19 protein-coding genes are annotated in these 21,834 nt (G+C 38.8%); 6 read left to right on the forward strand and 13 right to left on the reverse strand.

The genetic code is table 11. From position 1 onward, the window contains the following. Positions 1-66 precede the first annotated feature (66 nt). The 6 genes from B2X72_RS06050 to B2X72_RS06075 form a co-directional block, all read right to left on the reverse strand. Complete coding sequence (locus B2X72_RS06050) at positions 67-759, reverse strand: TonB family protein (protein WP_286848593.1); 693 nt, start codon at positions 757-759, stop codon at positions 67-69. A gap of 89 nt (positions 760-848) precedes the next feature. After that, positions 849-1,730: a DUF1735 domain-containing protein gene (locus B2X72_RS06055; protein WP_286848594.1), complete on the reverse strand. Its 882-nt coding sequence runs from the start codon at positions 1,728-1,730 to the stop codon at positions 849-851. Positions 1,731-1,742: 12 nt separating this feature from the next. Further along, the gene (locus B2X72_RS06060; protein WP_286848596.1) at positions 1,743-3,299 is read right to left on the reverse strand and encodes a SusD/RagB family nutrient-binding outer membrane lipoprotein; all 1,557 of its coding nucleotides are present in this window, start codon (positions 3,297-3,299) and stop codon (positions 1,743-1,745) included. A 12-nt stretch (positions 3,300-3,311) separates the two neighbouring features. After that, positions 3,312-6,461, reverse strand: a complete 3,150-nt coding sequence (locus tag B2X72_RS06065) for a SusC/RagA family TonB-linked outer membrane protein (protein ID WP_286848599.1) — start codon at positions 6,459-6,461, stop codon at positions 3,312-3,314. A gap of 465 nt (positions 6,462-6,926) precedes the next feature. After that, positions 6,927-8,183, reverse strand: coding sequence for a FecR family protein (locus B2X72_RS06070; protein ID WP_286848601.1), 1,257 nt, complete (start codon positions 8,181-8,183; stop codon positions 6,927-6,929). 11 nt (positions 8,184-8,194) lie between these two features. Next, positions 8,195-8,761 (reverse strand): RNA polymerase sigma factor, encoded by a 567-nt coding sequence (locus B2X72_RS06075; RefSeq protein ID WP_286848603.1) that lies wholly within the window; start codon positions 8,759-8,761, stop codon positions 8,195-8,197. A gap of 289 nt (positions 8,762-9,050) precedes the next feature. Here B2X72_RS06075 and B2X72_RS06080 point away from each other — a divergent pair, with 289 nt between their 5' ends. Both B2X72_RS06080 and B2X72_RS06085 read left to right on the forward strand, forming a co-directional pair. Next, positions 9,051-9,608, forward strand: coding sequence for a MauE/DoxX family redox-associated membrane protein (locus B2X72_RS06080; protein ID WP_088160464.1), 558 nt, complete (start codon positions 9,051-9,053; stop codon positions 9,606-9,608). A gap of 167 nt (positions 9,609-9,775) precedes the next feature. After that, positions 9,776-10,189 (forward strand): hypothetical protein, encoded by a 414-nt coding sequence (locus tag B2X72_RS06085; RefSeq protein ID WP_286848606.1) that lies wholly within the window; start codon positions 9,776-9,778, stop codon positions 10,187-10,189. 72 nt (positions 10,190-10,261) lie between these two features. Here the strand turns inward: B2X72_RS06085 and B2X72_RS06090 are convergent, their stop codons facing one another. From B2X72_RS06090 to B2X72_RS06105, 4 genes are read right to left on the reverse strand one after another with little or no spacing between them, the layout of a single operon-like run. After that, a complete protein-coding gene (locus B2X72_RS06090) occupies positions 10,262-11,608 on the reverse strand; it encodes a RagB/SusD family nutrient uptake outer membrane protein (RefSeq protein WP_286848608.1) in 1,347 nt (448 codons plus the stop codon). An 11-nt stretch (positions 11,609-11,619) separates the two neighbouring features. Continuing rightward, on the reverse strand, positions 11,620-14,832 hold the full coding sequence (locus B2X72_RS06095; RefSeq protein ID WP_286848610.1) for a SusC/RagA family TonB-linked outer membrane protein: 3,213 nt from the start codon (positions 14,830-14,832) through the stop codon (positions 11,620-11,622). A 5-nt stretch (positions 14,833-14,837) separates the two neighbouring features. Continuing rightward, a complete protein-coding gene (locus B2X72_RS06100) occupies positions 14,838-16,214 on the reverse strand; it encodes a TlpA family protein disulfide reductase (RefSeq protein WP_286848612.1) in 1,377 nt (458 codons plus the stop codon). A 13-nt stretch (positions 16,215-16,227) separates the two neighbouring features. Beyond that, positions 16,228-16,602: a hypothetical protein gene (locus tag B2X72_RS06105; protein ID WP_286848614.1), complete on the reverse strand. Its 375-nt coding sequence runs from the start codon at positions 16,600-16,602 to the stop codon at positions 16,228-16,230. Between the two features lie 670 nt (positions 16,603-17,272). Here B2X72_RS06105 and B2X72_RS06110 point away from each other — a divergent pair. From B2X72_RS06110 to B2X72_RS06125, 4 genes are all read left to right on the forward strand, one after another. After that, positions 17,273-17,725 carry a helix-turn-helix domain-containing protein gene (locus B2X72_RS06110; RefSeq protein ID WP_286848615.1) on the forward strand — a complete coding sequence of 151 codons (453 nt, stop codon included), beginning with the start codon at positions 17,273-17,275 and terminating at the stop codon, positions 17,723-17,725. An 84-nt stretch (positions 17,726-17,809) separates the two neighbouring features. After that, complete coding sequence (locus B2X72_RS06115) at positions 17,810-18,322, forward strand: hypothetical protein (RefSeq protein WP_286848619.1); 513 nt, start codon at positions 17,810-17,812, stop codon at positions 18,320-18,322. Positions 18,323-18,331: 9 nt separating this feature from the next. Next, positions 18,332-18,775 (forward strand): helix-turn-helix domain-containing protein, encoded by a 444-nt coding sequence (locus B2X72_RS06120; protein ID WP_286848620.1) that lies wholly within the window; start codon positions 18,332-18,334, stop codon positions 18,773-18,775. Position 18,776: 1 nt separating this feature from the next. Further along, positions 18,777-19,211: a hypothetical protein gene (locus B2X72_RS06125; RefSeq protein ID WP_070565089.1), complete on the forward strand. Its 435-nt coding sequence runs from the start codon at positions 18,777-18,779 to the stop codon at positions 19,209-19,211. Positions 19,212-19,494: 283 nt separating this feature from the next. Here B2X72_RS06125 and B2X72_RS06130 read toward each other — a convergent pair whose 3' ends face one another. The 3 genes from B2X72_RS06130 to B2X72_RS06140 all read right to left on the reverse strand — a co-directional run bounded on the left by B2X72_RS06130 (position 19,495) and on the right by B2X72_RS06140 (position 21,832). Then, the gene (locus B2X72_RS06130) at positions 19,495-19,728 is read right to left on the reverse strand and encodes a hypothetical protein (protein ID WP_286848621.1); all 234 of its coding nucleotides are present in this window, start codon (positions 19,726-19,728) and stop codon (positions 19,495-19,497) included. Beyond that, the gene (locus B2X72_RS06135) at positions 19,725-20,243 is read right to left on the reverse strand and encodes a hypothetical protein (RefSeq protein ID WP_286848622.1); all 519 of its coding nucleotides are present in this window, start codon (positions 20,241-20,243) and stop codon (positions 19,725-19,727) included. The genes B2X72_RS06130 and B2X72_RS06135 overlap by 4 nt, the downstream gene beginning before the upstream one ends. A 119-nt stretch (positions 20,244-20,362) precedes the next feature. Beyond that, complete coding sequence (locus B2X72_RS06140) at positions 20,363-21,832, reverse strand: SusD/RagB family nutrient-binding outer membrane lipoprotein (RefSeq protein ID WP_286848624.1); 1,470 nt, start codon at positions 21,830-21,832, stop codon at positions 20,363-20,365. Positions 21,833-21,834: the final 2 nt, after the last annotated feature.

Below are 21,834 nucleotides of genomic sequence, written 5' to 3' on the forward strand. Positions count from 1 at the left end.
TACAATAGAAACCACTTTAGGGACATCTTGCCTAAAGTGGTTTCTATTGTAGTAATCTATAGTATTTTACAAATGCCCCCTATACGATTTGAAATCAAGAGACAAAGGATAAACTACTTCAGAAACCACATATACACCTTTTTCCTTCGCTGGAGTCCATTTCCCAGACCTTAAAAGTGCTCTTTTTGCATTTTCTAGAACCTTATAACCGGGATCATTTTCAAAAGCTACATTGGAAATCACTCCCTTTGTATCTACGGTAAATCGCAAATTAAACGTTCCTTTTACCCCAGCATTTAAAGCTTCTTTCGGATATTCAAAAGTGTTAGAAAATTTTTCATTAAAAGCTTTCATTCCTTTCTCCGGGATTGCAATATGATCTTGGCTATCTGCAATTTCTTTTGACGAAAGAACATGGTAAGGCAACCTAACCCAAGAGGCCACTTCTTTATTATCCTTAACTGCAGGTGTCCAATCTCCTGAAACTTTCAAAATGCGTATCAAACGCAATGCTATTTGGTCGCCAAGATCCTTAACAATATCCGCCGAATCTATCTTGCCATTTTCATTTACTCGGAATTCAACGATCACATCTCCGGAAATATTCTTATCAATTTCGGATGTTGTCAATACAAGATTTTTACTTAAATCCTTTATCAAATTGTCGTATCCAATTTTGGGTGCAGCTTCTTGACTCTGACCTTGGCATACCGAAGCAAAGCCAAAGCTCACTAATAAAGTTAACAAAGATAATTTCATAATCGATTGAGTTTATATGAGAACTGCTTTTGTTCCGGATTCCACCTTATAGGCAACCATCCAAAACAAAAGCAGTTAAAGCACAGATTCTAGTCGCCAGTTCTAACAAATCTTTCTCTTACACCTCTACCTAAGCACGTCCAATTTACTTCAAAAATCCTTTTTTCCTCATCTACTACAACAACCTTGTCAATAACTGTTGGTCGAGCAGACCCTGAAAATGCTGTGATCGAAGTGATAGAAGTATTATCGCCGTTAAATTGATATTGTGTATAACCACCATAAGTGCGCCATAAATATTGAACATTCAATTTATTTGGTCCCACAGTAGTCAACTTAACATCTTCTTCTGTAAAAGTTCCACCAATGCTACCGTCAATCGAACCATAATCATTGTGAATAGTATAGGTATATGTACCTTCCCAAATACTCTTCACTGGAAAACTATAAATCACCGCACCAAAGTTGCCACTAACCGGCGTATTCGACGAAGTAGAAGAAATAACCAAAGGTAAAACATTCTCTTTCGATTGATCAAATTTGTCAACATGTAATTTAATTGGTACCAATGCTTCTCTTTCGCCACCCTTTATCACAACTGAAGTAGGAATTTCAAACGCATTTGCGGATAATGCATTAAGGGTTCCACTCTGTGATTTATTGTATGTCGCAACGATAGTTGGGTCGATGGATAGTTTAACCTCGATGTCACTAGGAGCTGCTTCGACTCCAGCATAACGTACATAAGCGTTTATTGTTATTTCAGGTTTTTCCGGATCTAATGTAGCAGGAACAAAAACCGCATAAGGAGAGGTGGTTGAGGAAGTAATAGTAGAGATATTCTTCCATTCTATGACATTATTAATCGCTCCAGGGGCATCAGGTCCAATAATCGCATCATCCTTCAAGCAGGAAGTCGCTAAAACCGGGATTGCGATTGCCAAAGAAATATATTTTAATATTTTTTTCATATTCTGTTAAATTTATTTAGCCCAAAAAATCTTTGTTGTATACTTATCAACATCAGGGACATTTCCACTATTGTAGTTGAATTCTGTGTTTGGATACATGACACGCGCTGGCAATTTATCGGCAGCGTTGGCTTCAGACGTAATTGATACAAATGTATTATTTCTGTTCGCCGTATTGTTTGGATAATATGTTTTTGTCACAGGATCAATAAGAGAAGGATAACCCGTACGACGATATTCATTCCAAGCCTCATGTCCAAACAAGAAATTCAACGCAATATATTTTTGAGTAATAATAGCTTCAAGCTTTTCTTCCGTACTGCTAGCACTCGCAATATTTACCAAGTAGGATTGCGAATTCCTTGATTTATAAGTATTCAAATAAGTTGTCAAATCATCAGCAGTTACAGTGGTTGCATCTGCTTCATTTCTATTTAAATAATTATATGATTCTTTAATGCCCTGCTCAAATAATGTATTTACTGCTCCCGAGATCACACCATTCAAAGCAGCTTCGGCTTGTAAAAAATAGCTTTCCGATGCCAATAGGATTGGTTGACCTGCAGCAGGTCCTTTCAGAATACCTTTACCATTTCCTAGATGCCAAGAGCTTGGTGCCGCACCACGTCCCGCATCACTCAATTGATATCCTAATTGATTTACAGCCGTGGATACCCCAGATTTGTAAACAAGATTAGCACGTGCAGCATCAGCTATTTTAGTACCATTGTAGAAGGTCATAATATATGGCGTAGGCGCATATTGACTAGCTGCTCCGACAGCTGCTCCATCATATAGATAAGCCCATGAATTCCACATTGGATTTTGTTTTCCATCGTTTTTTACAAAGCCCGGATTTACAATGACATCAGAAGTAACAAATCCAACATCATCTAATGCTGTTTTAGCGAACTGCACTTTATCTTTAGCTCGCAACAACATTTTCAATTTCAATGTATTACCTAATTGAGCCCACTTTTTCCCATCACCTTCATACAAAAAATCAGTATTTTCAAACAATGTTGAAGATGTGCTTGTCTTAAAATAAGCTACCACACTATCCAATTGCGTCCCCAAATCTTTATAGATATCTGTGGCTTTGTCATAAGTTGGTGTAAGACTTGCTTTTCCTTTTAAGGCTTGTGAATAGGGAATATCATTGTAAGTATCTACTAAATTCATGTAATTGTAGACCTTCAGCAACTTTGCTGCAAAATACAAATCCATCTGACCTTGGGGTTTTGCAGTGTTTTCTACATACTGCAGATCATTTAAAACATCATAACTTGTTGACCATAGGCTATTAAAATCTGTTGTCGTAAAATTATAAGAAATGATGGATCCCCATCCAGAAACCCCACCACCATTCGCGCGGTAGCCCACAAGTTGAGTACCATAACTATTAAAAGGAGATACAAGACGTGCAGTCGCCACCAGTGCCTGAGGAAAAACAAGTTGTGGTGTTGATTCCGTTGGATCATTGGGATTATCGTTTATATCAAGAGCCTTGGAACATGATGCTAAGCTCAATCCCAGGCATGCGTATAGTAAAAATTTATTTCTTTTCATTGTAAAGTCTGATTATAGGGTTAAGTTAACAGAAAAACCAATATACCGAGATGGGGGTGTTTGTCCTAAATTGGTCAAACCAATAGCATTACCATTTGATGAGCCATTTCCATCAGAGTACTCCGGATCGGTATATACATTTGTCGCAGGCGTCCAGATAAATAAGTTACGTCCTTGTACACTTACACGTGCTCCTTTGATTACATTTTGACCAGCCAAAAATGACTTAGGAATACGGTAACTCAAAGACATTTCACGAATTTTCCAAAATGCTGCAGAAGTCACATAAGTTTCATGAATACCCGTACGTGGTCCTGCAATAGACCAATATCCGGGGCCACCGTCACGAACTGTAATATTTGTATTCTCCACATACGATTGCGACGCTTCATCCCAATAGGAAGAATTAGGAATAATAAAACGATCCCTGTTGTAGACTCCAGTATTATAACCTGCTCCAGAGAAGTCAAAGGTACTTCCCCCAGCATTGTAGATATAATTTCCTGTACGATATTCAGCTTGCGTATGGAATGACAAATCTTTCCAAGTCAAGTCCAAATTCAGTCCGATCGTATGTGTAGGCATTGCTTTACCCAATATTTTAAGCGTGCCGTCAGATGATGGATATCCCGTAACAGGATTAACGATAATACGTCCTAAATCATCACGTTTGTAATACGTCCCTCTTAACACCGGGAAATCTTGCCCCTCTACGGCATAAGAGCCTGCACCACTACCATAAGCACCTAATTGTAGTACTTCGAGATCTTCCGCAATAGATTCGACTTTATTATTATAATAAGCATAATTTCCACCTAAACTCAATTCCCAATTATCAGTACGGATCGGTATCACGTTTAGTTTAGTCTCGATACCTTTTCCTCTAGTCGTTCCGGCATTTATGAGATAAGAAGAGAAACCTGTTGCTGTTGAAATACCTGTTGGCACGACGTTATCGGTTGTACGGTTGTCATAGTAAGTAAAATCCCAATTAATGCGTCTTTTTGCCCATGCTGATTCGAAACCGACTTCAAATGAACGCGTCATTTCCGGCTTCAAACCATCCTGAACCAATTGATTTCCAACTGTATGACCTCCAATGCCATCATATGGATATCCCGATCCCTGAGAAAACGTTGGCAATAGACGATATGCTCCAAAATTCGTAGATGACCCTAAATTTACCTGTCCGACTTTAGACCAAGATCCTCTGATTTTTAAGAAATCTAATGCCTGAAAATCTTTCAAGCCTTCAAAAGCGTCTGTCGGAATAAAAGATAATGCTGCGGAAGGATAGAAGAACGAACGATTACTTGGGTCTAGGATAGAAACCCAGTCCTTACGTCCAGTTACTGTAAGGAATAAATAATCTTTATAAGCAACATCTATTTTTCCTGTTAAACCGAATGTACGTGCTAGATAAGAAGCTTGACCTGCAGTGGGGTTATTCGTACTATTTCCTAAATTATACACTTCGGGAACCGCTAAGCCAGACACATCTGCTGACATCCCTGAATATTCATTTTGTATAAACTGGAATAGTGCAGTATAATCAAATTTAAAATCCCCACTTTTGTGAAAAGCGTGCGCATTAAAGTCAGAAACAATTCGAGTGGAATAATTAAATCCATCACCTACTGCACCTAAAATGTTTTGATACTTGTAGGTTGATGATCCAGCCCACGATTTTGTAAAATCTGAGAATGTATATACTCCTGTTGTATTTTTAAACGATTGATTAGCTGTTGTTACACCAACACGACCTAAAACATCAAACCATTCTAATGGTTTATATTTCAACTCCAAATTACCAATAAAATAGTCATTTCTGGTTCGGCTGCGATAATTATCTGCCATAAAATATGGGTTATTATAATAGGCATTAAAATAACCATCAGGAGAAGCAAATGGATTATTTCTCCAATCCGAATAGTCTGTCAAAGGAATTTGACCAGGTGTATTTAAAACACGCTCGTATATATTTGCTGCAGCAGAAGTTGTATTATACCGATTTTGAGCATAATAAGTTGAGTACGTCAAATCAAGTCCTTCCAACAATTTACGTGTACCCGAAAGTCTTGCCGAAGCTCTATTGTACTTATCACCAGGAATAGTACCTGTTGAAGTCAAATACTGTCCAGAAAACCGTAATGAACTGTTTTCACTCTGGGAAGACATCGACAAGTTGGTCATATTGGTAACTCCTGTATCCCAAAAACCATCTTTCCCTTTTTTGCCTGCCCAAGAATATGGGATTTCTTGTATACTTCCATCCTCAAGAGGATTACCAATAGGTCTGATGATGCCATCAAAGGCTGGACCATATTGTTGATTTTCATAAGGAGTGTATAACTGCAAATCATTATCTGCGCCTGACCCAAATTGCTTCTGCATTTTGGGCAAGAAGTTTACTGATTCAAATGTTGTTGTATTTTCAAGATCGATCTGGAATCCATTACTACCTTTACCCTTTTTGGTTGTTACGATTAAAGCACCATTGGCCGCTTGCGATCCATATAATGCTGCGGCATTCGCTCCGTTTAGTATAGTAACATCCTCTATATCATCAGGATTTAAGTTACCCAAGATCGAAGAAGGTACAATAACGTTATCAACAACGATGAGGGCTTCATTATTCCCTGTCAATGAACGCATACCACGTAGCATAACCCTAAAATTAGGGTTAACACCCGAGGTTACACCTTGCACCAATAAACCTGCTACTTTACCTGTCAGACCAGTTACTACATTGGAAGGTTTCGCTTTTAATAAATCTTCCGATTTAATTGTGGTTTGGGCAACCCCAACTGAACGACGACTAGCAGTTAACCCCGCACCAGTCACAACGACTTCATCCAAAACAGACTCATTGTCACTAAGTTGTATATTATACAAACTGGAACCTTGTGCAACTGTAATTGTTTTGTCTGAATAGCCTACAGAACGAAAGACTAAAATTTTTCCAGTAGGAACATTAATGGAATAGTTACCGTTTGCATCGGTTTGTGTGGCTTGGTTAGTACCTTGAATAACAATAGTAACGCCTGGCAACCCCTCGCCATTTGTACCTGTCACTCGTCCACTAACCTTCTTTTCTTGGGCGAATGCTACCGAAGTGAGGATAGCACCACCCAATAAAAAACTGAGTAGTTTGTGTTTCATATGTTTATGTTTAATTAAGTATGTTTATTTAAATTCTTGGCAATACAGCACCTTGGCTAGCGAATTTTTTACTTCTCAATAATTATTATATGCGATGTTAGTTAGTCATACATCTTTTAAGTCAACAATGTCAGCTGTTAAAAAATGTTAAATACAAATTTATAACTTTTTTTAACTTTTGCAATGCAAGCATAACTTTGTGATAACATTTATTTCACAATAAATCACAAACATCTGATAAACAGGTTATTATTTTTGATGCGATATTAATTAAAGTAACATTGTTTAAACAAACATATTTATTTGTATTTCCCCTCGAACCATGTTATCCATTCACTTATCTTTCATCAAATTCTATTTATTTATAATAGTATATTTTCCACTGGCGGTAAATCCGACCTTTAAATGAATGATCTCAAACGCTCTATTCATCTGTTCGCTTCAGACTTATAGATAAGGAAATTTTCATTTCATCGCTGTACGACTTTCCTTATGATCTTCAGGGCAAAAACTTATCATCCCTTTTTTCTCATACATCAACACGCCAGCATCGCGTATCACAGCATAAACTTTTTCCCTGTTGGTCCTGTAGCACACAGTCGTACTTATGAGCTTATTCGGTATGCATTTCATATTTTTGACCGTAAATCCATGCCAGCGGCTCATCTGCCAGACAAATTCTGTCAGTGGGACATCTTTGTATTCACGTACGGCATTCGCCCATTGTGAAGCTTGTTCGAAATCCCCATTCGTTAAATAAAATAGACTATCCTGTCGTACTTTTTCACCCTTCGGTAAATAGGACTTTATAACCACAGCTTCATCCAAACATTGAAGCACCTGCCTTTTGTTTGATCTGCAATCAGAAACTAAAACTTCTCCATGTGATACCGTTGCTCGCGTAAACTGGGCATAAGATGCTAATTCAAATCTTCCGTAATCACTCAAAATTTTTCCATTGCTAGTTTGAATTACCATCACACCCCCAAACAGTTGGCTAGGTATGTCTATAAGCGCCTCGCCCTCGATAAACAGATGTGTACTATCTCCTCCTTGCGTCAACGGATAACGAAGGGTTGATTGGGCATTTAGCCGGACCCGCATACCGTAAGAGAATTCTATAACACATTGCTGACGAGCAGCTGTTCTGATCACGATATCCGTCTCGTTTGCATTTACTTCCCGCCCACTGGATGATTTATCAAATTCCAATCCCCCCTCGGCGGTCTTGGCGAGCGAAATACCGTTTAAATCAAGCAATACTCCGGTTGCATTCGTATCCAATCGAATGATAAATGAATCAGCAAGCATTATTGTACCTGCAGATTCAGACAATGGTATTTCCGTACCAGAGGACATACTAGCACATTCCAGATCGATTTCAGCCCTATAATCCCTGTGTTTTAACATGAAAATTACAGCCGGTAGCAAAAGAAATAAAACTGCTGCTGCAGCACACCACCACCATAATTGCCGTTTCTTTTTCCTAGCTAACCGATCTCCCACAGCCTGGATCTGTTCAAAATCAGGCCGCCACTCGATGGATAATTCGTTTGACCGATTAGTAGACATTTCTTGGATCACCTCGGCAATCATTGCATCAAATTCCTCTTCACTAAAAATTTTCTCCGCTGCTTCTAATTGATCGGATTCTGTAAAACTGATACTCGCGTCCATACGCTTCCTGATCAGTTCTTTTACATATGTTCTGTTGTAAATCATTTCACCTTGTATTAAACAAATAAGCCCATAAGATCTTTCAACTTTTTTCGGATCACCTTCAGTGCCCTAGACAATTTATTTTTCACCATCTGTTCTGCCATTCCATAGGTTGCCATTAATTCCTTGTTACTCCTACCCTCAAACTTCGATTTAATGACAAGCTCCCGATCCTGGGGAGGTAATTCCTCACAAGCCTCCAAGATCAGCATCTCAAGTTCGTTATAGGCAAATCTATCGTCTGCGCATTGACCACTAGCCATGTCCAGGCCATTACCGAGCGAAATCTTATTATATTTTGCCTCATCTCTAATGTAATAAAGAGCTTTATTTTTCGCTACGCGTTGCATCCAATATACAGGTGCTTCCAGCTTCGCGACCAATTGCCTTTTTTCCCAGATTACGATTAATGTCTCATTCAATACATCCTTGACTAGATCGTCATCATCATAAATAAACCGACGGATATACTTTTCCAGACTCCCGCCATAATGCGCAAAAATCTGCTCAAGCGCTGCATTAGGCTGTGAGTCTAATAATTGAAAAAAGTAACGATCGTACGTATTTGTTTCTTTTGCCATTCGTCTATCCTCTCTAATATCATATTGATGAAATTATAAACTTAAAAATCAGATACTTATAAAAAATACAGCGTATTAGCAGGTACGAACTAGCCTTTATTGCTAGTAGTATATAGAAGAATTAGAAGATTAGATTTTAAATCAGTAATAAAACAAAGATAGTAAAAGCTATATAACAAACCAAGAAAAACAATATACAATACACTGATTTACAAATAGTTGAATTCAAAATTCAACCAGATACTCTTATGCTTCTTTTATAGATTAGAAAAGACATTAACAAAAAAAAATGAACGCAAGAACGGCACATATCGCAATGGAAAGCATCCGAATCGGATTTATGGTCTTTTGGATCTATGTAGCTATAGACAAGCTCATGGAACCCAGCGCATTCCAAGCTGCTCTTCTCCGGCAACCGTTACCAAGCAGCTGGGCAAAACCTCTTTCTTTGACACTTCCTGCTATTGAGCTCGCTACCGGAATCCTTTTAGCCGGTCGGTATAAAAAAATAGGATTACTGCTATCTATAGCTTTATTATCCTCTTTCAGTGTCTATATTGCATTGGGACTACTCAATCTATATCCGCAGAAACCGTGTGGCTGCGCATCCGTATTTGAAAGTTTGTCGTGGGAATGGCATTTGGTGGTAAATATGGTCCTTTTTACGTTATCCATATTGGGATGGTACTTGACTGGCCCAACCAGCCCCATGGAAAGCTACGAGAAAAAGGATCTATCAATTGGCTTTACCTTTACACCGCCCATTCCTTTAGGTATTGTCATACTTTGTCTTTGTCACACTTCTCAAAAACACTTTCCGCGAAAATTTGCACTATTCCCGGCTTAGCCGGTATAGAAATAAATTATGACACGTGATGGACAGCCCGTAAAAATCGATCCCGAGGTATAAAACAGACTGAAACACCTCGTTAAAGCAAGGTATCAGTCATCAATAAAAAAATTGAGTTTTTTGTGGAGGTAAACTTTTTTTGCTCTTATAAAAAAGGCCTCGGTATGAAAGCAATATCTTTCATCAAAAAGCATGCAACGGTGATGTTAGCCGGAGCTGCAATAATTGGATTCAGTTCTTTTAAAGTAATTAAACTAAATAACGAAAATAAAGATACTGACTTAATATTTACGTATGTTCCGCCAGCTGGTTCCCCAGCTCCCTATTCGGATACAAACGTGAAAAATACTGCAAATTGGCAGAGGAGTTCTACTAGCTGCTCAGATTCGGAAGACCAAGATGTCGCTTGTTCAATTGCTGTACCATCTGCCAGCACGATGAATAGTGGAAATAATATCGATCCTTCCAAAGTAACGATCGAGACATTTCAGCACAGCACCAACAACTATGGTGTGTCTCCTTCTTCGGCGTCCACACCGCAGTACAATGATCCATTGAACAAACCTTTGGATCCATAAATCGAAAAGCCCATAGCCCCTAATTTCGGCTATGGGCTTTCAGCACAATGATACATTGGATTGATTCAGTTCTTATCTTAGAAAAACATCTAAGTCTGTAGGAGTATTTAAAATTAGCTTTGATGAATTCGGACTAAGCTCCACCCGCTCTCCTTCTATCATACGAACCATTTTAATGGCTGTTCCTTCGAGGTTCAAGCGTTTAATATCTGATAAACGAATTCCCCTCATCAACAGTTCTTTTCGTCTTTCCAGCAATACAATCCCCAAAGCTTCGTTGTTATCCTGTGCTGCTTTTGGCACAAATACCTTCGTACGATCCCACCGATTTTTTAGCAGGAGATTAACATCCTGCATGCTCGCTTTCAAAGTACCTTTCCGGGCATTGCTTTCCGCGCGTATCAGAAGCATCTCTGCCGTTGTTAACCCAGAAAACATCCACTGTATGGAATGGGAATAAGTTCCTTTAAATTTAAAATACTTGCCCGAAGCACTAAAAAAAGCTATCCGTCTCAGATCGGCACTGTCATAGCTATTCATTAAATTAGAATCGACTAAAGCGCGCGTTGGGATATAGTTCTGAAACTTTTGACCCATTTCAGAATAAAAGATCGTTTCCTTAGTAAACTTCGAAAAGGGCACCGAAGCGCTAATCTTTATTCCGTCTTCAGGCTGATTATAATCCATTAGCTCATTGAACAGCTTCAACGATTCGTCGGCGGCATTTCCTGCTTGTTCGTAAAGGCCCATGGACAGGTAAGCCCGGGCTAATAGTGCATATGCGCCTGCTTTTGAAGGCCGTGATTTCAGCAATGGGACATCCTCTAAATTTTCCGCGGCCATTTGAGCATCTTTCAATACTTGCTGATAGCATTCACCTACCGTAGAAAATTCACTCTTCACATTAAAATCAGATTTAAAACGCAAGACAATGCCTCTCTCCTCATTCTTTCCCTCCGGATCAAACGCTGGAGCGTAAGTCCATAGTAACTGAAGTAAATAGTAAGCCCTGTAAAAATGAGCCGAGCCATAGACATTTTTCCAGTCACCGCTGTTGACATCGGTCCTTTCAATTTTGTCCAATATTTCCAGGCAAAAGTTGGCATTATATATAGGCAGGTAGGCCGAAGACCAATCATTGGGATATGCATAATCGAAAGCTTCCCATTTGTACAGCAACTTCATTTCCGGTAAAAGAGCCTTATAATTGTTGTCCAGCAGAAAATAATCATCAGCTGCCGATTCAGCATATGAAGGTGTTCTTCGCTCATTCATATAGCCAAAATCATCCAGTATCTCCTGCAGGTCCCGTATCGATGCCGGAACCTGATAGGCATTGCTATTCTTTGGATCAAGGTAATGGCTGCAGGAAGTACATGCAACCAGACAGCATAAAATAAAATATATCGTCAATTTCATACAGCAAATGGTTAAAAGCTGGCACGAAGGCCAAGTGAATAATTTTTCTGCAAAGGAATCGCTTCGGGATTATCTGGATCAAGCCCGCGCCGGTTTGCACGCCAGATAATTCCTAGATTGGCCGCATTGGCAAATAATTGTATATTATTGATCCCTCTGTTTATTTTAGGCAAATTATAGGTCAGGTTGATAAACTGGAGTCGGATATGGTCGCCCTTTTCAACAAGGATTTCACTAGCACCATAAAACGCATCCCTCCCGGGCATAGTCAATGGAAATTCCAAAGATGGCACGTTGGTATGGTCTCCTTTTTGCTGCCAACGATCATAATAATCGGGATGAACCGTTCCATAATTGATAAGAGCACTTGAAGTGAACGAAGATCTCCGAAAGTAATAGCCCATGCGATAACTCAAATTGAAAGACAGACTCAGATTCTTATAGGAAAATGTATTCAACCAGCCACCATAATGAACAGGTATGGCAGAACCAATAAAATGGGCTGAACCACCCTCCCCCGCACTTCCTATTGAACCTTCATTAATTGCAGTATAGTCCGTCGATATTTCCCCATTCCATACTCCCTGCGGATTTCCGTTATCGTCAAGGCCTTTCCAGATAAATGCCGCAAGACCATACAGTGGATAGCCAATAACCGGATTGATCTGAGTGCCAGAAGCATTTACCATACGATAGAGCTGACTTTGGTCATTGGGGTAGTAATAAGCAGTTGTCTTGTTATTATTGTAATTATAGATCAGCGACGACTGCCATCCCAATACACCTGATTTTAGGTCATAATTTAGCTGTACATCCAATCCTTTTCCTTTCATTGCCGCTACATTCTGGATGATCGTTCCCCTAGCGCCCCAGCTCGTATAATCATAATTGGTCTCGCCATAGAGATCGGATCCATTTTTAATATAGTATTCTATGGAACCGGAAAGCGGGAAATCTTTTAGCGCGAACTCCAGTCCCGTATTCAGTTGCATCACTTCTTCCCAGCGCAAAGAAGGGTTGTTGATTGTTCCGATCCTTCCATAAGGCAACGAACCATTGATGGTTGAATTTGTCGCCGAACCGCTAATCGGTAAGGCCGACCGGCTCAAATCAACATTACCACTATAACCCAATGTTGCTTTAAGCTTTAGATAATTTAAAGGAAGTTTCTCAAAAAACGATTCTTTGGACAGCACATAGCCCGCGCCTAAAGACCAAAGCGGCTTCCATTTGTCATTCGTCGCTACGCCATAAATATTCGAACCATCTCTTCTTATATTTCCACTGAGCATATAACGATCTTTCCAGGTATAATGAAAATTTCCGTAAACACTCACAAATCTATTCAGTCTGGTTGGAGACAAATTTGGAGTTCCCATTATTGTACCCGAACTTCCGAAAGGTTTCTTGAGATAACTCGTTGTAAAATCAACTGGAACCATGGATAGCGGATCCTCACGATAACCATAATAGACCATGCTATTGCCCCATGCCTTTGTTTGCCGCATCTCCAGTCCGGCCATCGCAATGAAAGCATGCTGGCCTACCTTTTTATTAAAATCAAATTGACTTCTAAAAGCATAAGATTCTTGGTTATTGCCTGTTTTCCATAAAATATCCCCATAAGGTACGATGTAAGTTACCTTTCCTGTGGTTTCATTGATCTGACTGAACGTATTCACCATATCGCGCACAAAATAACTTTCTTTCATATAATGGTTATCGATCAGTCCGTCTTGACGCAGACGCTGGTAATTGGCTTTAAACATGCCACCGGAAAAAAGCTTAATACCGATACCAATATTTGCGATATATTCTTGGATCGTATTCGTTTCTGTATTGTATTTAAAATCCTCGACGGGATAGTAATTCCAGTCAAATAACCGTCCTTTTCCTACTGTATCCAGCACTGTTTTTCCATAGTTTTCATAAAATGCCGCTGGGCTGCCGTTCTCATCAAACAAAGACAGATAGGGTACCACATACTGGTTGCCCACACTTGCAAGTGTAGCATAAGAAGGAATATTGCTATTCCTATTTTTTTTATTGGAATAAGATGCTGACACATTAACGTTCAACCATTTATTCAAGGTCATCGTATTGGCAAGCCTAATGGTTTTACGTGCAGCCGGCCGGCTATAATTATCTTTCTGCCAGTCCTGCCCCAGCGCAAGAGTCCAGCTATTGGATGCGCCCCCTCCTGAGATATTTAGTCCCAATTGCTGCGTCTGTGCAGGTTTATAAAAATAGCTGCGATACTGCTGCCTCAGGTCAGACTTTAGGTAAAACGCTTTACGAGACTGATATACATCATCCGAGATTTCATTTTTACGCCTTTTATCCAACCAATAAACGATAGGCGAAACAGGTGGCCCATCCCAGCTGTTCAGCCGGCTATCAAACTGGCCAGCAGCAAACAGCATTTCCTCTAGGTCAATATAATCCTTATTGCCCACTATAGCCAATGGAGAAAGATCAGGCTTTTCCTTAACACTGGTGTTGAAATTTAGATCAAGGCGTGTCTTTCCATCCATTTTTGACCTTTTTGTAGTTAGTACAATCACTCCATTTCCACCCCGGGCCCCATAGATCGAAGTCGCCTCAGCATCTTTCAGTACTGTTACAGATTCAATATCGTTCGGATTGATATTGTTGATATCCCCTTCATAGACAAATTCATCCAATACGATTAAGGGATCCAGTGGACCGTTTATGGTACCATATCCACGTACGGTGATCCCCAGTTTATTCTGCGGATTGAGATTGGTTTTTCCTTTTTGGAAAACAAGTCCATTTGTTACCCCTTCTAAGCGATCCAGGATATTCATTCCAACCTGCTTTTCTAGTAGATCTTTTTTAAGTACCGTTACAGAGCCATTGATCTGGTTGACCTTTAGTCTTTGATAGCCTGTACTGATCTCAACTTCAGCCAATTGATTTGTTAGCTCTTTTAGCACCACAACGAGGTTATCATCGTTTCCGCGAGCTATTATAGTTTCCGGCTGGTATCCGATCAGGGAAAAGCGTATCGAATCATTTAGTCCGGCCTTTACAGTAAATTTCCCGGCATTGTCCGAGCGCACAGAGCTACTTTTTGAAACCACATTTACATTTGCCAGCGGTGTGCCACTGGAATTCAGAATCTTACCTTTCCATAATCTTTCGCGAGTTTGGCCTGTGGCAAAATGAAGGAGGATAAGAATATAACAAAAGACTTTTAGCATATACTTCATTTTGTTCTCCTTTCTTTTAATGCTTTTTCGCTGTTTTTATAAAAAGAAAGATCCAATATTTCTATCATCGCCTTAAATTCGCGAATAGAACCTAAAGACAAGACCCTGCCCTTTGGAGAAATCAGGACATAATGGGGAATGCTTCGATGTTGAAAATATTGATTTAATATAGTGTCCTGAAAAATCTGAGGCATATCCATTGCGTAGGGAAAACGATTATGATAGCGTTCAAAGAAAGCTGCAATACTTTCTTTGGTATCCCTATTGCCTTTTTGATTAACTAGGACAATCGCCACATTGTCTTTCAAGGCTCGATGTAGGCTATCAATTTTTGGGAATCCCTTAACACAGACAGTACACCAGGTCGCCCAAAAATCCAATAGGATAAATTTCCCTTTTGATTGATGAAAGTTAAATTCAGCAGTATTACCATCTTTAAGTCCGAGATACGAAGTAGACCAAAATTTATCCGGTAACCTATCACCAACCTGGAGCCCTTTTATTTTATCCAGCCCATCGGCCCCGCTGTCCTTGCGGGGCGTCTGAGCTGATAAACTAAACATAGAAACCATCAGTGCTAATAAAGCTAGAGCTCTGATGCTCTTCAATGCCTTAAAAGAAAATTTACATGATTGAAAAACTAGGCTTAAAAACATCCATGTCAAAATCATTCGATATGCGCTCTTAAAACTTGTACCTATTGAGAAACATTTTAAAGCCTGCTGAGCGACTTGACGCACCAAAGCAAGCTGAGTACTGGCCCGTGTTACTTTAACCTCACAGATCAGATTAAAACACGTTAAAATCAATAGCTTCAATCTCCATCCATCTATCGATTCGAAATCTTTCGTACGCTTAAAAGCTCCATTTTTCTGCGTGTGGCTTGTGCAATGCTTTAGTCGTTCTTGTGTATAACAAGGGCTTAGGAAGGGTGAACCTAGGGTCACGCTATAGTCAAGCTTGTGTGTTTCTTGTGTCGACCTATAGTGGAGCATTATTTGACCAATACCCGTCAAATTTCTACATTTCATCGGATTTTCATCGGGTCGGCATCGGGTTTTGATCGGTATAGCCCGATGAAATCCCGATGAAAATTCAATGCCAGTAGCATGAAAGGCAGAAGCTAGGGCGAAGTTGGGCAGACAAAAGTCCGAAGAAGTCTCCATCTGTGTTAGGTTTTGAAAGTCGCTCGTGTATCGCTTTTTTTGCAGGATCAAAGTACCTTTAAAGTACGTTTTTCCTTGTCTAATTTTCTTGCGCAACAGATGTGTAAATAGTACTATATCTGTGCTTAAGTAGTGCTTAACAGGTACTTGAAATATATAGGTTATATAGGCCTTTAAAAAGGCTATTAATTTCAGGGTATTCATCATTTTTTTTTAGTGGTTACTTCGATAGCCGACCGAAAAACTCAGCGACCTTTCTGCTCAACTCTAGCTCTTTTCCGATGCGTTCTTTTGCTTCTGCAGACAGCTGTAATGTACTCAGATCTATATGGTGATGATTGGCGATACAATAAGCAATCAATACGCGATACAAGGCAGCTACAAATTCTTGTACTTCCTCATCTTTTTTGAGCCTATTTTCTCCTATGTCACCATCAAGATATGTGCGCAATAGCTGGAATACAATAGCAGAAATAGCCTCTAGCGCATAGTGATCCCAGAATGCCTCAATATCCTTAATAGGATCATAATCGACCTTATGGACATCATAAATCATTCGATCAAAAGCAAATTGTAGCGCTAAGATTCTATTCATTTTTCAGTAGATAAATCATAACCGAGAGTACATAGCATGCCCCTTCAGATCGAAATCAGCTTTTTTTGGAGCTGGTGTTACTCAGTTCACATTCAGTAATAATTAATTCATTCTGGAAGCCAAACCGCGTTTGAATGAGGGGTCACAAGGTATATAATTGGCGTTACGCGATTCATAGCAAGAGAAGCCAAATCTTATTTGGCCAAACCAGCCGAGCTACTCGGGGGCTGTGATGATGTTTTTTGATTGTTGTTTTTTGTTCATAACTCGTTTATTTATAAAAACGAGTCTATCAGCAGGTAGAGAAACCAACAATGGCGTGACATCCAACCTACTGCTTATGGGGCCGTGAGAAGCCTTTGGAACGGTAAGCGGACGCCACGCCATTGCCGACGGGCGTTTGATTCCACTTATCGCCTTGTTCCAAATTGAAATTTCTCACGTTCCATAAACAAGACTCATAAGTGCATCCACCTGTATGAGATGGAGCAAATCTATTGTTTTAATTAACAAAAGACAAATTATTTACGCAAAAAACAGCTTTAGACTAATCATAAATCTGTTGTTATCGACAATAATTTGTATCTTTATATGCAAAGGTAAAAAACCAATTATTTCAAAAAAAATGGTAAAAAACCGGTAAAATACCAAACTTATAAAATTCTATAAAATGGGCGTTGCATTTCAAGAAGAGAAAATACACGAAGGAAAAAATCTAAAAAGAATTCGTGAAATCATGGGTGTGAAACAGGAGGCTTTAGGGCAAAAATGCGAAAGTAAATTTGATCAAAGACGAATTTCTGAGTTTGAAAATTCATGGACTATTTCTGAGCCAAATTTAAAGGAATTAGCGGATGCGTTGGGTGTAACCGTTGAATTTATTCGCGCCTTCAATGAAGAGAAAGCCATATTTAATATCCAAAACAACAACACATTTACCGTTTCGGAAAATTCGTTTGGGCTTAGCAATCAACCAAATGTTACCTATAACAGCCTTGGAAAAGTAGAGATGCTTCTAGAAAAACTCGTTCAAGATCATGCTGTTAAGACTAAAGCAATTTTGGATTTGACTAAAGTGGTTTCTGATTTGGCGGAAGAGGTGAAGAGGTTGAAGACCCAATAGATTACACTTTACAAAGTACCAGTACCCTATTTTGTTCATCTTTTGTAAAATTCATCAAAAGAAATAAACCTATAAGTTTATTTAATGAAAATTGTTGATATATTTGCCAGTAGACTATTTGCCATTCATTATGCTGATCAAAAAGATAATGAATACGATAGATTGATGGATTTGTGGAATGATATTGATTATATAGTACAGTTTTTAAAAGAAAACACACAAGACATTCCTCCGAAATTGGATGTATACCAACTAGCGGAAGATATACTGGATAATCGCGAAGATATCGAAGACAATATACTATACAATCTAGAGCGATTAGACGGGTTTTTCAAACCATTGGATAATAATCAAATTGGTGAATTTGATTTATTAAGAAGTAAGGGAAGAAAAAATGTATTGAGATTGTATGCGCTTAGACTATCAGAAAATGTCTATGTAATTACTGGAGGAGCCATTAAATTACCGCTTCAACACTTGATGCAACATAGAGAACATACACGTATTGAATTGATTAAAATCAACAAATTCAAAGACGATCTGTCTGAACAGGGAATTTTTGATGAAGATGCTTTTTATGAATTTATTAATGAATAATTAACAGTAATGATGAGTGAAGTAAATTTTGACAAGTTTTTAACTATAGTCTCTGATGAAAAAGTTGACAGTATTGAACGTGCAAAAGCGAGGCAAAAGAGAAGAAAACACTTGCGTGCTTCTCAACGTATAGCACTGCATATTCTGCGACAATTGGATCAATTAGGCTGGTCTCAAAAGAAATTAGCTCAGCAGATGGGCGTTAGTCCGCAATTGGTCAATAAATGGATGAAAGGAAATGAAAACTTTACCTTGGAGACACTGTATAGTCTGAGCGAGTGTTTGAATATTGAATTGATCGAGATTAAATCTTTAAGAGAAAACAAAGAAATAGCTGATATTCTCTCTATCCCTTCAAGCCATTATGAACGGACTGCAAAGATTATAAAACTTCGGGTGCGGACTTCAATTACGCAGAAATCACCATATACCAATCAATCTATTGCACGATAAAATGAAAAAGAAAGATGAGTCATTTTCTTTTAAGCTAGTTCGTATTGAGGAGAAACAGTTCTCTGTCTTTGAAGATGGAATTAATTCAGAGCAAATTAACCAAAAGGTCGGTGTCGGATTCAATGTTGATATAGAGAACAATATCATTGCTTCGGCTATACACTACTTATTAGAGGCTGTTGATAAACCATTTATCAATATAGAAGTGGTGTGTTACTTTGAGCTAACAGCAAAAGATTTCAAAAAACTATTAAAATCAGATAAACGTGTTGAGATCCCTAGCGGCTTTGCAAAGCATCTTGCGAATATTAGCGCAGGAACAACCCGTGGCATTCTATTCGCAAATACTAAAGACACACCTTTTAACAGCTACTATATGAGCCTCATCAACCTCACAGAATTTATTGAAGACAATATTGAGATAGAGATTGAATGATAAATAAAAATCTAACCGCCCGAAGTAGCACATGTTAAAAGAATCTATAAGGGATAATTATGGCCTTAAGATAGCTTCCCGGCTTCCAAGGCCCGATACCCTGAATCGCTGATGTGATTTGGCTTCTGATCTTAATAGGAATACCTGATCATATTAAAACTTACTGAGTCTACCATCCTTATTTACCATAAATCGTAAATTAATTATGGAAGACTTTAATTGAGCAATTAAATTGTCTGGCAGGTCTATCTGCCGATAAACAGCTTTCATAAATTGGTCCATTTTAAGAAAATGGCATAGGGGCCAATTCCTTTGTATCGGAGTCGTAGGAAATCAATTCGCCATTGGCACGAAACCTTTTTCCACTTTGGAGAATACCAGCTAAATAGTGCTCCTCATAACGGCTCTCCTTATTCCAGCCCTCCCATTTCCCTTCTCTTTCATTATCTTTTAACTCACTTTCAATATAATCACCATTGTCATAATCGAAGCGAATAAATCCATTCCCCCGTTTCAAAGATAATTTCCCAAAGAATCCAAATACAGCAGGTAATATGGTTTGGTTATAGGGACCCCAGTAAATGGATTTTGTCCGGATTCCACTTGTGTAACTAACATTTTCAGTTTACCCGTAGGATGGTAATAATAAGATGAATCAATAGCTGAACCATTGGTATCGAATTTTTCCAAACTTTTCAGCTGTCCATTTGGATAATATACTGTCGACTCCCCGACATACTTCCACCCGAAAACCCCAGCTGAGCTATCACGGCTATAAGCGAAGGATTTCATGGAATCAGTAGCTGTATAATAGCTAACTATATTAAAAAATCCATTCGATTCATCTCCTACAGGAACAATACATTGATAAGAGTGAGATGCTAGTTTTGTTCGTACCGGATTTCCTGATTTATCAAAGTAATTCACTATCGTATCGCTAATAAATACTTTTCCCCTTGCTTTGGAAGAAAAAGCTTGCGTATTAGCTCCTATCAAAACAAGCACCATTAAAACTAAAATCGATCTTTTCATAAAATATACCAGCGTTAATAAGGACGAAAATACGGCTTTTTCCATAATATAATACCAAAATAAAAGCGGCAACTTCTTTCGAAATTGCCGCTTTCAAACTATATTACTAATTAGGGAAATTATTTAACGTCCCACCAAACTGGCTCATATAAAAACTTGATACCAGGAAAGTTACCATTACTTGTCACTTCATTTTGAGGATATGGCAAACGTAATGGCCAACGTCCAGCTCCCAAACGAGAAGCTACAGAAACCTCAAAGAAAGTCGGATATCCCGTTCTTCTCCATTCTGACCAAGCTTCAAAACCTTGACTACCACACATGGCATAATACTTTTGTGTAATAATTGATTCTAACTTAGCTGCAGCCGATTTGTCCGAGAAGTCTTTTGCATCAACAGCATTAGCCAAATAAACATTTGATTCCGCATCTGTTAATTTAGCAGCTTTGAAACTTTCTTTTACGCCTTGATTAAACAACGCAGTTGCATCTCCACTAGCCCAACCCCTTACAATCGCCTCTGCTTGCAAAAATTTTGATTCCGCACTTGAGAATAACCATACAGGCGCCAAAGCTGACTGAGAATCATTTGCATTTCCAGCAACTAGAGCTGATGGAGGAGAAACTAATTTGTCAGAGTTAATCTCAAATGATCCTTGCGGAATATAAGCAATTGTGTCCTGCTTAGGCAATTTGCTAAAGAAAGAGTAAAGTCTTGGATCGTTATTTCTTTTAAAAGCTTTAGCCACAGTTGCACTCGCTACGATATTCTGCGTTCTGCCTAAGCCAATCATCTCATTATACAAAGGATTTTCATTTCCACCAGTACTTGTATAAGTGATTGATACTCCTTTACTCAAGAAAGTTGCCTTGCTATCGTAAAGCGCCTTCACACCAGCAGCTGCTTTAGTCGCATTCTTTTCACTCAATCTCAAATATGCTTTAAGCTTAAGTGTATTTCCAAAAGCAGTCCATTGTGTTAGATCACCACCAAACAACATATCCTGAGTCCCTACTGCATTTGCGTTAGGTATTTTCAACAATGCCAACCCTTTATCTACGAAATTAAATACAGAGTCGTAAACAACTTCTTGTGAATCATATTTGGGGCTTCTATGCTCTGCACCTGTCAAGGCTTCAGCAACTGGAACATCACCAAAAGCATCAGTTGCTACTTGGAATGTATATGCTTTTAACAAATAAGCAATACCTTTATAATATTCATTTTTAGCCTCTTTGCTGTCAATGATCATCTGCGCATTGTTCAACGCGTTTCTGTACAAAGCAACCCAAGCTGTATTGGTATTTGCATTGGAAACCTGATATTGATCAACAGTTTTATACTGGGAAGAAGATGGACTTTGGGTCCAATATTGGGCCCAAATACTACCATAAACTTGAAGCGAGTTACCAACCACCTGACTGATAGAAGCTTCAACCGTAGGCAAAAGCAAACTAGGATCAGCTTTATCGGGATTATTTGGATTGGTGTTCACATCCAAAAATTTACTACATCCGGATAGCCCAAAAACTGCTGAGGCAACCAGAACAAGTCCAAGACTTTTTATTTTAATATTTTTAATATTCATTA

Origin of the sequence: Sphingobacterium sp. UBA7253 (assembly GCF_002472745.1) — a bacterium.
Lineage (GTDB): Bacteria > Bacteroidota > Bacteroidia > Sphingobacteriales > Sphingobacteriaceae > Sphingobacterium > Sphingobacterium siyangense.

Coding starts and splice junctions, on each gene's coding strand:
- B2X72_RS06090 (WP_286848608.1), bottom strand. CDS start 11,608: ATGAAATTGACGATATATTTTATTTTATGCTGTCTGGTTGCATGTACT.
- B2X72_RS06085 (WP_286848606.1), top strand. CDS start 9,776: ATGAAAGCAATATCTTTCATCAAAAAGCATGCAACGGTGATGTTAGCC.
- B2X72_RS06060 (WP_286848596.1), bottom strand. CDS start 3,299: ATGAAAAGAAATAAATTTTTACTATACGCATGCCTGGGATTGAGCTTA.
- B2X72_RS06080 (WP_088160464.1), top strand. CDS start 9,051: ATGAACGCAAGAACGGCACATATCGCAATGGAAAGCATCCGAATCGGA.
- B2X72_RS06065 (WP_286848599.1), bottom strand. CDS start 6,461: ATGAAACACAAACTACTCAGTTTTTTATTGGGTGGTGCTATCCTCACT.
- B2X72_RS06125 (WP_070565089.1), top strand. CDS start 18,777: ATGAAAAAGAAAGATGAGTCATTTTCTTTTAAGCTAGTTCGTATTGAG.
- B2X72_RS06055 (WP_286848594.1), bottom strand. CDS start 1,730: ATGAAAAAAATATTAAAATATATTTCTTTGGCAATCGCAATCCCGGTT.
- B2X72_RS06120 (WP_286848620.1), top strand. CDS start 18,332: ATGATGAGTGAAGTAAATTTTGACAAGTTTTTAACTATAGTCTCTGAT.
- B2X72_RS06140 (WP_286848624.1), bottom strand. CDS start 21,832: ATGAATATTAAAAATATTAAAATAAAAAGTCTTGGACTTGTTCTGGTT.
- B2X72_RS06105 (WP_286848614.1), bottom strand. CDS start 16,602: ATGAATAGAATCTTAGCGCTACAATTTGCTTTTGATCGAATGATTTAT.
- B2X72_RS06110 (WP_286848615.1), top strand. CDS start 17,273: ATGGGCGTTGCATTTCAAGAAGAGAAAATACACGAAGGAAAAAATCTA.
- B2X72_RS06115 (WP_286848619.1), top strand. CDS start 17,810: ATGAAAATTGTTGATATATTTGCCAGTAGACTATTTGCCATTCATTAT.
- B2X72_RS06070 (WP_286848601.1), bottom strand. CDS start 8,183: ATGATTTACAACAGAACATATGTAAAAGAACTGATCAGGAAGCGTATG.
- B2X72_RS06095 (WP_286848610.1), bottom strand. CDS start 14,832: ATGCTAAAAGTCTTTTGTTATATTCTTATCCTCCTTCATTTTGCCACA.
- B2X72_RS06050 (WP_286848593.1), bottom strand. CDS start 759: ATGAAATTATCTTTGTTAACTTTATTAGTGAGCTTTGGCTTTGCTTCG.
- B2X72_RS06100 (WP_286848612.1), bottom strand. CDS start 16,214: ATGATGAATACCCTGAAATTAATAGCCTTTTTAAAGGCCTATATAACC.
- B2X72_RS06075 (WP_286848603.1), bottom strand. CDS start 8,761: ATGGCAAAAGAAACAAATACGTACGATCGTTACTTTTTTCAATTATTA.
- B2X72_RS06135 (WP_286848622.1), bottom strand. CDS start 20,243: ATGAAAAGATCGATTTTAGTTTTAATGGTGCTTGTTTTGATAGGAGCT.